This window comes from Anaerophaga thermohalophila DSM 12881 (genome assembly GCF_000191885.1).
In the GTDB taxonomy this organism is placed as follows: domain Bacteria; phylum Bacteroidota; class Bacteroidia; order Bacteroidales; family Marinilabiliaceae; genus Anaerophaga; species Anaerophaga thermohalophila.
The window spans coordinates 233,147-247,042 of record NZ_AEWI01000001.1; the positions used below are offsets into that span (position 1 = coordinate 233,147).

The following is a 13,896-nucleotide window of genomic DNA, read 5'->3' on the forward strand; positions in this document are numbered from 1 at the left end:
ACAAAACCATCCATGTAAATCAACAATATATTAACAACAATAACCTTATGAATAATGAAACTCTATAAATTTATTTCATCAGTCATATTAATAGCGGCCTCTATAAGTATTGATACTTTTGCCCAGGAACAACCATTGTTTACAAACTATGTAAATAACCCTTTGGAAATAAATCCGGCTATTCCCGGAACTGAGACGGGACTGAACATGAATCTTTTAACACGTCATCAATGGATTGGTTTGGATGGCGGCCCGGCATCATATAATTTTGCTGCACACACACCTTATCCCGGACAAAATTTTGGGCTGGGACTGAATATAATGACTGAAAAAATAGGTCCGGTAAATAACACGAACTTCGCCGCTTCATACGCCTATCAGATAAAGATTTTTGACAACATTAATTTGTCGATGGGATTGCAGGCCGGCCTGAATATTTACAATGCAGCAATAAGTAATCTTGATTTAATAGAAAGCAACGATGTTAATTTCCAGGAAGACATCAAAAGAACAACGCCCAATTTCGGTTTTGGCGGTTACCTGTATACCGATAAATATTATGCCGGCATTTCAGCGCCCCGTTTGATCCATGTTAGACTGAACGATGAATACAGAGAAAGTTCCGAAGCTTATAATCCCGGTGTTTTTTTAATGGGAGGTTATAACTTTTCTATTAATCCCGAATGGGTATTTCTTCCATCATCACTCGTCCTTTTGCGCGGTGGTTCCCCTATTATTGCTGACATTACAACTCAATTCCTGTTTCAAAAAAGTTATTACATGGGAATCCATTACAGAATTGGTGATGCAATAGGTGCTTTTTTCAATATTCAAATAACCGAAGAGTTAAAAGCCGGATACGCTTATGATTTTACTCTGAATAAACTGGCAAGAGCAAACAGTGGTACCCATGAATTCATTATCTCTTATAATTTACAGAATCTCTGGTAAAATCTTTTTATCGAATTTTAATTTAACTCTAACAGTCTATTATACTACCAACAGTTACTTTAAACACAAAAAATTAATTATTAGCTTATTGCAAAAAGTCAACAAACTTTTTTTTTAAACTACCTCTTTGCAAAATACAACAAGTTACTGAATTCTTTCTCTATTAGAAATTCAGTAGCTTGTTGTTCTTGTTGTCTATATGAGCCCGGTTTGAAAAGCACCTTTGTTGCCAAACTCGTTGTTGTTTTAAATTTTTGAAGCGAACATGACAAAGTTTGTCTCAAAAGTTTATGAATGAAACGAGCATGGCACGGTTTGTTACATAAGAACATGTATAAAACTCAATTATGCGAGGTCCATCAGACCAATAACTTAGATAAATTTTATACTGATAAATAAACTTCGTAATTACGGACTTCGCAGACCTTGTAAATAACACTTTCCGGAGTTTATTCCCGTCCGAGCATAATGCTGAAATTGCCTGTCTCTGTGATGAGCCATTGATCCGGACAGTCCCGTCCGAATAATACTCGCCGGGAATATCAATGCAAAAGTACACGCCCTCTATTAAAGTATCTTTTTGAGCAATGGACCTAATGTCAACAATGGCACTGCCTGTTCCGTTCTCCCTGACCGATTGGACAAACTTAATTCCTCCCAGTGATGTGTTTACGTTCTGGGTTTCCCCTTCCCGGTGGTATTTTGGCTGTTGCTTTTCCTTTCCGGTTGCTGTAACTGAGACCCAGTCTTTTCCAACCACGTTCAGGCTCGTTTCAAATTCCATTAACTGGCCTTCGACCCTTATGCCGGTCAAATTGCCCCAGGCCATCACTTCGGTTTGAGCCTAAACATTATTTGCAACCAACAAATTCATGAACAGGAAAAACGCGACCATCCTGACACCAAAAAATGAATGACAAAGCCTTTGAAGTTTTACTTTTTTTATCATTTCTATTCTGATTATTGCTATTGTACATTTTTAATCTCTAGTTTTCTGTTCCTGTCCGCTCGTTTCCGGACGCCGAACTTTGCTCTGCGCTCCTCCTATGAGGGCAATTGCTGTTTTATTAGTAAGATGCTTGAAAAACATAAACCCCAACCAATCTTCCATACCATGGCCACTTATATTCTGTTATCGTGTCAGAATGAATGCCCACAAAATCTCCGCCTCTTTGAATAAACCGCTCAAATGCCTGTTATTGAAAGACCTGTTAATAATACCTGCCAATCATCGGATGATCGACAATTGTTTTCTTAAGTTCAGCCGGATCAACAGCCCCCTGGCATTTCCAAACCACTTTCCCCCCGGGCTCGATTAACATTGAATAAGGCAAAGCACCGTTCCATTCAGGATCAATAGCCTCGATCAGTTTATAATGATCCCCTTCGCTGTAAATATAATTTTGAATAGCAGAATGAGCATTCTGAAGGAACTCCTGTACCTTCTCCCTGTTTTCCATTTTATCGACTGACAGCGAAATAAATTCAAAGTCTCGCTGCCCGTACATTCGCTGAATTTTCACCAGATCGGGATACTCAATAACACATGGAGCGCACCAGGTTGCCCAAACATTAATTAAACGAAGTTTTTTCGAATCGTTTTCCACCAGCTTCCTGATCCCGGCAAGGTCCAGGTCTGAAAGATTCACCGGCTTCTCCTCCCAGATTTTGTCCGCTCTTTGGGCCAAATCCTGCTTCCAGCCCCACTTAATCGAACACCCGAACGATTTGGTAACGGGATTTTCCACTGTTTTCCCTGCCAGCACGGCATCAGTCGCCGCCCGCAGGTTCTCCGCATTGCCCGTTCCCGGTTTCTCATGCTGGTCCAGGTTCCCTACATATCTCAGTTTCCGCTCCCGGTCAAACACAAAAACATGGGGAGTCGTCGTCGGACCATAATTCAACGAAACAGCCTCATTATCGCCATCATACAAAAACGGAAAATTAAAATGCTTGTCCGCCGCCCGTATCCGCATGTTTTCATACGAGTCATCCAGGTCAGAATACCCGCATTCTTCCGGTAGCAGAGCCAGGTTACTGTTCGGCATGATCGCGACCACCTGCACGCCCCGGTCCTTATATTCAGCCGTATAGCGGATCAGTCGGTCTTCATAGGCCTGCGCTGTCGGACAATGAAGACAGGTAAATACAACAACCAGAACTTTGGCATCCGAAAAATCCTTTAAGCTGACCTGGTTCCCGTTCATGTCGGGCAAGGTAAAGTCAGGAGCCTCCATTCCTATCTTCAGGGTCTTCACCTCCTGCTTCTCCACGTACTGAGGATGAGGAACGAATAAATTCCCGGTCCTGTTATTTTCACTCTGCTTATTTGTCTGACAAGAAACCAGACAAGCCATCAAACCAATTAATATAAAACTGATGCTGTACCTTTTCATAATCTTCATATTTATGAACTCATTGAGTTAATGCCAAAAAATTATATCATCTTTCTGTATCCCCGGAAATCAATCTATCGCCCCCTATTTCCGTTTATCCGTACTCCAACTGTCATCCGGGAGTAATAAAAAACTAAACCTGCGACTTAAAACATTATCCATATTTCGAATTATAAATTTCGTACAATCATCAGGTTATTAAAATCTATTTCGAGGAATTTTTTTAATTCGCTAATTGACAACCAACAAATACATTTTTCCGATTACATTAACTCTTTGTCCGTTCCCATCTTTTTCTTAAATTCCCATTCCAGTTTATTCCCTTTTTCTTCCTTCAATCTGGCCAGCTCTTTTTAAACACGCGATACGAATGAGGCATAATAGTTACCCCGAATGAATGGGTCGGTTTTACCTCTCCCCGCAAATAAGGACTTTCATCCTTTATCTCTGCATGAAAACGAATTATCGAATCATTTATAGGAACTACTGTCGATCCGTCTTTTTGTTTTACGGACATCATCATCGTATCCCAGTCAAAGCTGGTACCTTTACCTTGCCATGGTGTCCGGTAGGATTCCCTGATCTTTGTATTTAAAAGCTGCCTGTAGTCAAACAAAACGATTTCCGGAGCCTTGGCAAACAAGGTGATCCATAACTGCTCTGCATACCTATCCATTCCCATTTGCACTCCGCCTCCGTCAACCCAGCCACCAAAATTAAAACCTGGACGAAGATTATCAAAATACCGGAAAATATTATATCCCAGGTACTGTTGTAAATGCTGGGCTGAAGACGGATCACGGGTTTCAGTTCCGGTCCAGATGCCGTCAAAGATCTTCGGCCCATGAACCAAATCAAATCCCAACCCCTGAAAATGATCGTACCAGTTTGGATATTTAATAATGATCTTAACCTCCGGATTCACGCTCTTTGCTGCGATGATCACTAAATCCTGACCAGCCTCCGTCATTAACTTTGTCCGGTATTCCGTCCAGCTCATATCCCCTTTTGCTTTGATGCACAGATCACACTTGCAGTTGGTAAAAAAGAAATCATCAAAAATAAACTGATCAAAATGGTTGGCCGTGTATTCCGCAATCTCTTTCACTTTTTCCCGGTTTTTCGGATTGGTGTAACAAAATGTCTGAAAATTGTTCGATTCATTGATCGTATAGGTAATGCCGCCTGCTACCTTAACACCACGATCCTGAAAATATTTTTTAGCCTGCTCTATGGTTTTATCCGGGACAATCAGCAGATCGCGGTGCGTCTCCAGGTATATCTTATCCACTTTCGCTTGGGCTGATATGGCTTGCCAGGTCGAGTCGAGCCAATGCATATCTTTCATCTTTGCGACTTCATATGCGCGGGTATATACTGAAACTTTAAAACTTTTATAATTTCCGGCATATACCCCGAGGCCAATGCATAAAAAAATAAATAGATAACCGATTTTTTTCATAATTATGCAGTTCCTTTTGAACAACATTATTTCTTATCAACCACATTAATCATACTGAGTCCCATCCGGCTGTTGTGGTAGGGGCAGCGCCACATGCTGGCTTTCAGTCCATGCACATCCGCCTTCCCGTCTTCTGAAACAGAGCTGTACCACTCACCGTATTTTCGGTCGATCATGTTGTCTTTTATCCAGTTCCATGTGTGAACTGCAGCTTCCAAATACTTTCTATCACCCGATATCCGCCAGGCATTCAACAGCCCGTTCACGCTTTCCGCCTGACACCACCACTGTAAATCTCGTCGGAAATGATTACCGTTCCTTTCATAGATCAGCGAACCGTCCGTATTCATGGCCTCCTTCATCTGGGCATCCACCAGGTCGATAGCGATCATTTTCGTCCTCGACTTCAATTCAGCATCTCCCATTACCTCAGCCGTCTCTGTCAAAAGCCACGAGGTTTCGATATCATGACCATACGAATCGATATCCTCCAGGCTTTGCCATTCCCTGTTGAAGAAAAGCATCAGGTGATGTGTTCGCGGATTATAGATCCTGCTGATCAGCACCTCCGTCAAAGCCTTCAGCTGCCGGTGTAGCCCCTCATCCTTCCAGACCCGGTACAGATTTGTATATGCTTCCAGCACATGAATATGCGTGTTCATCGTCTTGACAGCCACCCCTGCGCCGTCATAGCCATACCTTTCCGGCTTCTGCCAGTCGCGGGTAAATGATTCGATATAGCCGCCATATTCCGGGTCGAAGGCATGATCTTCCAGACAGCGATATAGCCCGATAGCCTGATCCAGGCTTTCCTTGTTTTGGGTAGCACGATAATGCTCCGATAATCCATAAATCGCATATGCAATTCCATAAGTTTGTTTGTCTGTATCTTTAGCCATTCCGTCAGCATTCAGGGTCCAGTAGACTCCTCCCTCCTCTTTATCAATAAAATGATCAATAAAATAGCGTTGTGCCCGGTTTGACAGATTCAAAAACAGGGAATCGCCCAATATCCGGTATGCCGATGAAAATGTCCATAAAATTCTGGCATTCAAAACACAACCTTTATCTGCATTTTCAATCGGGGTCCCGTCAAAAGCAAGAGCGCCATAAAAGCCTCCGCGGGGGTCCACCGAATACTTCTCCCAAAAAGGCAGGATATTCCCCTTTAAATCACTGATGATTTCCTGATAAAGAATAGCCTCCTTATCTACCCTTGAACAGGAAAAGGAGAAAACGGAACTTGACAGTAAAAGCAGCATTCCTATCCTTCTTATTCTTATATTGAATATTCCTTTCATGATCCTTTATTTATGAATATTCTGAAGTATTTAAACGCAAAGCAGCGAGCCGGGATTCACGCCAAGCCTCAAAGATGGAGGGAACACCCGCACCCGAGCCTATTCTCCCGCCAATTCTCTTGCTGCCAGTACCAGAAACATATAGTGCGACGAACCGCCCCCCAGCACGTACTCCGTCTGTTGCCACAGGTACGGGAATTCCAGCAATTCCGGAAAATCAGGCCGGATCAGAGCCGTTCCCGAAACCACGCCTCCGGGAATATACGACCAGTCCGCACGGTTTGCCCCGTAGGCCACCATGGCCGACTTTGCTCCAACGCCTGAGGCAAACGATGCCGTATTCTTCCCCGGATGGCACCCCAGGATAAAATTCAAGGCATCATAAACCAGGTCAGGCCCGAAAATATCCGGATAGCCCTTTACCAGGAAGTACTGGCTGAAACCGAACGACTGGATATCCCACCCGGCTCCCCATATCTTCGGACGATAGGGGATCCCGTAAGGCGTCTCCTCTTTTTCTTTATCCAGTTCTTTCCGGTAGTCCAATAGCGCTTTCCGTATGGCAGATGAAAATTCCTGATCGTTCATGGCGGCATCCGCACGACCGATGAACCAGCCTACCCGACTGATATTTTGGGTAATAAAATCAATATGCGCAATCAGAAAATCCCTGTATTCGTTAGCTCCAGTAGCCAGGTAAAGTTCTGTCGCAGCCCGCAGTTTCTGTTCCAAACCCCTTCCCTCTCCAGTAGTATTGCGAAATAACGTCTGCGAAACATCCAGCGCCTGGTTACTCAGCGTATCATTAAAGCCCTTCAGCACCCGGGAAGCAGCGGCCAGATCAGCAGCAGTACTTAACTCCCGCGGCGGATTATTCTCCGTGAACACCCAACGGTCATCCTCATTCCCGATCTTGTTGTCGGTCATGGCCCCGGCATCCCCCAGCATCACGTACTGGCGAAGGTTGTTGCAGATAATTCCCCGATAGAGCCGGCCCAGCGAGCGGTATGCGCCAACCACCGAGAGCACACCGTTCTCCACTTGCTGCAGCATGTCCGGCTTGCCATCCGGTTGGTGGATTTCCGTGATATGGGTATGATGATCGATCGAAGTCACATCATAGTCCTCATGAAAAGCCTCGTAGGCCAGCGCCAGGATGTAAGCCTCCCCGCTCTGCGACTCCACGCGTAGATCAAAGTCTCCCGCGTCGTGCCAGCCACCAATATTCAGCCCCGGTACCACATCCCCCGGCTTGTACTTTGTCAGCGTTGAAGGCCCCTGCATATACCCGTCAAAATGATTCAGGTTCACCGGCGCCATTCGTGCATCGTCCAGGTGGCAGAAGTCATGCCATACCCGGTACTTCTCGTTTACCCGCATGTGGCACATCTGTACAGGAAGAAAATACTCCAAAACAGGCTGCCACACACCCCGGTCGTATACATCCTGGGCAATACGAAAGACGGAAGATACGGACTGACCATAGCGAACCTGGTACAGTCCTTCTTCTTTCACTTCTGAGAAATCGAACTTCAGGTAGTTATAACGTAAAAACGAACCCCACTCCTTTACAGCAGCAGTGCGAACCAGCTTTTCCCCCTCATCAGTGATTTGATATAATTGTGCATCAACCCGTTTCTGATCCCGTTTGTCCAGCTCAATAACAGCTGCTTTCGGTTCCGAAGGAAGATATCCCACCTGGGAAGTCTGGATCACCGGCTGGTAGAGCCAATCGTCAACCACATTGGGTGTGATAACCCACTCAATGGCACCTTTAGTCTTGCCGGCAGGCACCTCGCTGCGGACGACGAACCAGCCGTTGTTGTGGTTCATGCGGCCGTCATACAGCTTCAATTCAGCACCCTTCGATTCAATGGTAAGCTTATTGTATGGATCATCAGGGCGAACGGTAAATCGCTTTCCGATGGCATAGGGCTTTGCAATAATCCGGTCAGCCCGGATCGGATTATATGAATATTGATCATCCAGATTATCCCCAACTATTTCTGTCGGACCATTCGGCTGAGCGGGGAAAATCCCTCCTTTCCCGTCCATGATCCAGGGCTTACCAAAAAGTTCACCCGGAAATAATTCAAAATTGAATCCGACATTTCCGACAAATTCCTCTGGCACCGGCTGTTCCAAGTCCACCGTAACAACAATTGATTTTCCATCCCCTTTCACCTTCATGGTATAATCGAGATGCAGTTCCGGATAGATCATCGGGTTGAATCCTTTCCGATCACGTGAAGAATCCGGATAACTCAGCCTGGTCGTGATCATATTGGTCGCCGTATCTACCTGTCGGTCAAGCAAAACAGGCAGAGGTTGCCATTGTCCCGGAGTCGCTTCCAGTCTGACATCCCCATTCGTTGCAACCCGATCCCCGTTCATAATGATGACCAACCCACCCTGGTGGCCTTCCGGATAAATATCATTAAAAGCCATCACATCCACCCCGCCATTCTGAAAATAACCGGAAGAATTCAGTTTAAACTGCTGAGCCTTCGCGGTAAGACAAAAGAACACAGCGATCATTAGTAAAAAGCTTGCTTTCAGCTTCATTGGTTTAAGTTTAATTTCGTATAAAGTAACCGGAAGAGTTCCTTCGTCATACCGGAACCCTTCCGTACTGTAAATTTACAACATTTCTCAATAATAACCCGGGTTTTGGTTTTCCGGTCCAATCAGCTTATTGGTAATGATCTCGAGGTAGGGGATCGGGTAAAGCTCATGGTAAGACTGATAGTCGAACTGTCTGTTCGTAAAAATTCACTTACCCTTCAATTAAGGCTGTTTCTATAAATTGAATCTTCCGGGAAGGCCATTACATTCAATGAAGTACCTACTCCTCTACCAGCATATCTCCGACATCCTATAAAGAAGAGACGTTTTTAGTCAGCTTTAACATTTAAAAATTCCTTCCCGATGCACCCCCCCAACCCTTTCCCTGACGGGTCACGTAAATCATAGCCATTTCACTGTGCCAGGCAATGGTATCAATAAGCGCTTTGAAATATTTTTGTTGTGTATCATCGAACCCCTGGAATGACTCATCACCGACTTCGCCTTCGCAAGCCTTGCAGCCGGTACTTTCTATACAGACGCACATATTGTGGAAACTTTTGTAAGTTTACAGACAAGCACCATTTAATAATAAAAACTTCGCGTCTTAGCGTCTTAGCGTTTAAGCGTTTTAACGATATTCGCTGATAAGTTTGTTTGTAAAGTTAAAGTTACAGATTCAGTCGGTAATGGTTATATGAGTGCAGTATAAAAAGCCTTCAAACTGCTGATTTTTACCATTTTTACCACTGACCCCTAAAGGGGAACTGCTAAAAATCAGCAGTTTGAAAAAGTCCCCTTTATTGGATTTAGGGGTCAAAAGGCTTTTTAGACTGCACTCATTATATGATTTTGGTTTAGCCCGGGTAATATCAAAATTATCCATACCTGAGTGCGGTATAAAATGCCTATTTTTGTCAAAATCAAGGCGTTTTAAAATTTTGTACCGGAGTTAACTCATTATTAATTAGGATGCATAAATTTAAAACAACACTGAGTTTGGCAACAAAGATGCTTTTTAGACCAGGCTCATACTTTTAAGAAACAAAAAATTGTATCATCCTGTATAATGCATCGTCTATGTCACCAGACAACCGCAAACACAGAGGGCCAGGCCCCAGAGATCATTTGCTGTTTACAAAAGGCCAGATTGAAATAATGGCTGCAGCCGCAAAAGATTATTGCTGGCTTCTGGATAAAAATTATACGGCAAAAGCTGCTCTGAAACTGGTGGGTGATCATTTTAAGCTACAGGAACGACAGAGAACAGCTCTCGACCGGGCGTGTCAACCGTCAGAACTGGTTGAACGTGTGGCCGCTGGAGAACTGTCTTCTCCTGAAGCCCTGAAAAACCGCCCTGTGATAATTGACGGGTTCAACCTCTTGATTATCATGGAAGCACTATTGAGCGGCGCACCGGTTTTCAAAGGAAGAGACGGATTGATCAGGGATATTTCAGGACTTCACGGTTCTTACCGGAAAATTAGTGAAACACCTAAAGCCATAGCTTTGACTGCAGCATTTTTCAAGCAATACAATGCAAGTTCCGTTTTATGGGTGTTCGACAAGCCGGTAAGCAATTCCGGCAGGCTGGCCAAATTCGTGAAAGAAGTGGGTCTCGAAAATAACATAAAATGGCAGACTAAACTGGCAGATCAGACCGATAATAAAGTTGCTGAAGCTGATAAAATTGTAATATCCTCCGACTCCCAGATACTCGCCCGATGCAATCAATGGTTCAATCTGATCTCATTCTTCCTGGAAAACCATGTTATTGAATCCAACTGGCTCATTGACATCTGGAAGCATAATGATGCAGACCGGTAATATTTAGACCGGGCTCACCATTGAAACGGGTGAACTCCATGCTCTATGTTCTATGCCCTTTCCCCTCAGCTATTTACCGGCATCACTTTACCTTCAAAGCATCATACAATATTTCTGCGGGATGATATGCCTTTTCCCCTGTCCCGTCTTTGATTTGATGACGGCAACTGGTTCCGGGAGCTGCAATAATGGTTCCCCCGGATTTTTTTCGGATAGCCGGGAACAATACCAATTCACCAATCTTCATCGACACATCGTAATGTTCCTTTTCATATCCAAATGATCCTGCCATGCCACAACACCCCGAAGGGATAACTTCCACCTCGTAATTTTGGGGCAGACTTAGCATTCTTATCGTGGGGCCAAGAGAACCTAAGGCTTTTTGGTGACAGTGACCATGAAGTTTTATCTTTTTCGGAGACTCAATAAAATCATCAGAAGTAATGTTCCCTGCGTTAACCTCCCGTTCAATAAATTCTTCGAACAACAAAGCATTTTTTGCAAGAGATCGGGCAGACTCTATAAGCTCTGAAGGAACAAGATCAATATAATCATCTCTGAAGCCAAGAATGGCCGAAGGCTCAATTCCCAGAAGGGGCACATCATCCGAAACAACATCTTTCAACAGTTCAACATTTTTTACGGCAATATCACGCGCTTTTTTCAGCAATCCCTTCGACAACCAGGCACGTCCGCTTTCAATATGCTTCGGAATAATCACCTCATACCCGAGTTTTTCGAGCAACAACACAGCTTTCTTCCCAATATCCGAATCATTAAAATTGGTGAATTCATCATTGAACAAACAAACAGTCCCCTTTGGTTTGGCAGAAACCCTGGTAGTTTTGAAATGGTTTCGAAACCATTTCCCCAGTGTTACAGGCTGCAGTTTGGGTAAAGAACGATTGGGTGCAAAACCAACAATTTTTTTAAGCAGTCGGGATGTGATCCTGTTGGTGATTGTGAAGTTGTAGAGTTGCGGCAATATAGAAGCCAGGTTGTTTAATCGTGAAATATTGGCAATAACTTTTGTCCTGAACGGGACGCCGTTGGCTTCATAATAATGCTGAAGAAATTCGGCCTTAAGTTTTGCCACATCTACACTCGACGGACATTCGGATTTACAAGCCTTACAAGACAGACACAAATCCATCACCTCGTATATCTCATAATGATTGAAACGGTTCTTCGCGTAAGGTTTACGCAGATATTCCCTCAACACATTAGCTCTTGCACGGGTTGTGTGCCTTTCGTCCCTGGTGGCCATATAGCTGGGGCACATTGTTCCGCCCGATAAATGCGTCTTCCGGCAATCTCCCGAACCATTACAAAATTCGGCAGCTCTGATATAACCTTTCTCGCGCGAAAAATCAAAGATGGTTTCAATTTCAGGGGTTTCTGTATCTGTCGTGTAACGCAGATGCGTATCCATTGGCGGAGCATCCACTATCTTGCCCGGATTAAAAATATGTCCGGGGTCCCAGGTATTTTTAATTTCCTGAAAAAGCGCATAATTCTCATCCCCGACCATGAAGCGGATAAACTCACCTCTTAAACGACCATCGCCATGCTCTCCACTCAACGACCCGTTATATTTTTTTACCAGATGTGCTGTCTCTTCGGCAATCTTCCTGAAAAGCATCTGTCCTTCGGCTGTTTTAAGATTGATAACCGGGCGCAGATGCAATTCTCCTGAGCCTGCATGTCCGTAAAACGCACATGTAAGATTTAACGGTTCCAGTAATTTCCTGAAATCGGCAACATAAGCAGGAAGGTCTTCGACAGCAACCGATGTATCTTCAATGACAGCTACCGGCTTTGCATCCCCCGGGGTTGTATAAAGCACTCCGAGTGCAGCCTTCCGTAACGACCACACTCTCTTTATGTCGGAGCCTGTAACCAGGGGATAATGGTATCCAAGTCCGGCGTGTTTCAGATCGATGATGAGGTTTTGGGCAGCCTTTTCAACCTCGGCACGGGAATGGCGCGTAAATTCAATAACCAATAATGCTTCAGGCTCACCCTTAAGAAAGAACCTGTTCCTGTTTTGTTCGGGATTGTTTTTTGTGCAATTTAGAATAAAATCATCCATCAGTTCGCTGGCAGACGGATGGTGCTTCAAGGCTGTCAAGTTAGCCTCCAAAGCCTCTTCAAGGGTGTGAAAATGTACACAGAGTAAACCCTTTTCTTTGGGGGGAAGAGGATGACAGCGCAACTTAATTTCAGTGATGAACATTAAAGTACCTTCTGAACCGGCAATAAGCCTTGCAAAATTAAAATCGGGCCCATCCTGCCGGAATGGAGCCAAACCGGCCAGTGCATCAAGCGCATACCCGGTATTACGTCTTTTTATTGAAGGCTTGGGAAATTCACGCTCTATATTTTCCCTGTTCCGTTCGTCGCTAATTATCTTGTCAATATTCCTGTAAATAGCTGCTTCAGAAGAATTTCCGGAAGAACTACATTTCTCACGATATTGGTCATTATTCAGTTCTCCAAAAACCACCTTCGAACCGTCACTTAAAAATCCGCTCACTTCCAGAATATTGTCACGGGTACTCCCGTATATCAGTGAGTTGGCTCCCGATGAATTATTCCCTACCATGCCACCAATCATAGCACGATTAGAAGTTGAAGTTTCGGGACCAAAAAAGAGACCGTATTCGGCCAGAAACAAATTAAGGTCGTCACGTACAACACCAGGCTGAACTCTTACCCACTTTTCATCAGGATTAACTTCAAGTATTTCCGTAAAAGTACGGGAAACATCTACTATAATTCCATTACCGACAACCTGACCGGCCAGAGATGTTCCGGCTGTGCGTGGAATTAACGACACATTATTCTCTCCTGCAAACCGGATTAAATTCCTGATATCATCTTCATCTTCAGGAAAGCCAACAGCCAAAGGCATTTCGCGATAAACAGAAGCATCGGTTGCATATAAGGTTCGAATAACCTCATCGGTAAAAACTTTTCCCTTCAATGAATTAATAAGTGTTTTTATGAAAGTTTCCATAGTATCAATAGTCCGTTTAATAAGCCTCAACACGGTTGAAATAATGCAAAGCATTTATTATGAAATAGTTGCATCTTATCTCATCGCGATTATATAAACAATCAATAACCGGACATTTGTAGAAAACCTGACAACGTATCATAGTATCAAGACTTGATTTTTCTTTGCAATAATCTACAAATCAACTGTAAATCGCAATAAAAAAGGGCAAACCCGCTACAGGCATGCCCTATAATTTAACAATTCACGACTCACACAATAAAACGAGCATGACAAAGATTGCCGTAATAGATTATCAGAGTTTTAGATATAAGTAATTTAGTCAGTAGTCAGTAGCCAGTAGTGTGAATTATAAACACAACATACGTCTTTGCG

Annotated in this window: 9 protein-coding genes and 1 pseudogene; 2 read left to right on the plus strand and 8 right to left on the minus strand. The window is 43.8% G+C overall.

Annotated features, from left to right (window positions below; all coding sequences use genetic code 11):
• Nucleotides 1-54 precede the first annotated feature (54 nt).
• Entirely contained in the window at nucleotides 55-951 is an 897-nt protein-coding gene (locus ATH1_RS0101025; RefSeq protein WP_010416363.1) for a PorP/SprF family type IX secretion system membrane protein, read from the plus strand.
• A gap of 280 nt (nucleotides 952-1,231) precedes the next feature.
• Here the strand turns inward: ATH1_RS0101025 and ATH1_RS0101030 are convergent, their stop codons facing one another.
• The 7 genes and pseudogenes from ATH1_RS0101030 to ATH1_RS0101060 all read right to left on the minus strand — a co-directional run bounded on the left by ATH1_RS0101030 (nucleotide 1,232) and on the right by ATH1_RS0101060 (nucleotide 9,222).
• Complete coding sequence (locus ATH1_RS0101030; RefSeq protein WP_010416366.1) at nucleotides 1,232-1,780, minus strand: hypothetical protein; 549 nt, start codon at nucleotides 1,778-1,780, stop codon at nucleotides 1,232-1,234.
• Nucleotides 1,781-2,018: 238 nt separating this feature from the next.
• Nucleotides 2,019-2,135, minus strand: a pseudogene (locus ATH1_RS22685) (hypothetical protein); the annotation flags it as partial.
• Nucleotides 2,136-2,162: 27 nt separating this feature from the next.
• The gene (locus ATH1_RS0101040; RefSeq protein ID WP_010416371.1) at nucleotides 2,163-3,347 is read right to left on the minus strand and encodes a redoxin family protein; all 1,185 of its coding nucleotides are present in this window, start codon (nucleotides 3,345-3,347) and stop codon (nucleotides 2,163-2,165) included.
• Between the two features lie 334 nt (nucleotides 3,348-3,681).
• The gene (locus tag ATH1_RS18735) at nucleotides 3,682-4,695 is read right to left on the minus strand and encodes a hypothetical protein (RefSeq protein WP_211208049.1); all 1,014 of its coding nucleotides are present in this window, start codon (nucleotides 4,693-4,695) and stop codon (nucleotides 3,682-3,684) included.
• Between the two features lie 140 nt (nucleotides 4,696-4,835).
• Nucleotides 4,836-6,110: an AGE family epimerase/isomerase gene (locus tag ATH1_RS0101050; RefSeq protein ID WP_010416374.1), complete on the minus strand. Its 1,275-nt coding sequence runs from the start codon at nucleotides 6,108-6,110 to the stop codon at nucleotides 4,836-4,838.
• 99 nt (nucleotides 6,111-6,209) lie between these two features.
• On the minus strand, nucleotides 6,210-8,675 hold the full coding sequence (locus ATH1_RS0101055; RefSeq protein ID WP_010416376.1) for a glycoside hydrolase family 9 protein: 2,466 nt from the start codon (nucleotides 8,673-8,675) through the stop codon (nucleotides 6,210-6,212).
• 346 nt (nucleotides 8,676-9,021) lie between these two features.
• Nucleotides 9,022-9,222, minus strand: coding sequence for a hypothetical protein (locus ATH1_RS0101060; protein ID WP_010416378.1), 201 nt, complete (start codon nucleotides 9,220-9,222; stop codon nucleotides 9,022-9,024).
• Between the two features lie 533 nt (nucleotides 9,223-9,755).
• Here ATH1_RS0101060 and ATH1_RS0101070 point away from each other — a divergent pair.
• Entirely contained in the window at nucleotides 9,756-10,502 is a 747-nt protein-coding gene (locus tag ATH1_RS0101070) for a DUF434 domain-containing protein (protein WP_010416385.1), read from the plus strand.
• An 82-nt stretch (nucleotides 10,503-10,584) separates the two neighbouring features.
• Here the strand turns inward: ATH1_RS0101070 and ATH1_RS0101075 are convergent, their stop codons facing one another.
• A complete protein-coding gene (locus ATH1_RS0101075; protein ID WP_010416386.1) occupies nucleotides 10,585-13,521 on the minus strand; it encodes an FAD-binding and (Fe-S)-binding domain-containing protein in 2,937 nt (978 codons plus the stop codon).
• Nucleotides 13,522-13,896 lie beyond the last annotated feature (375 nt).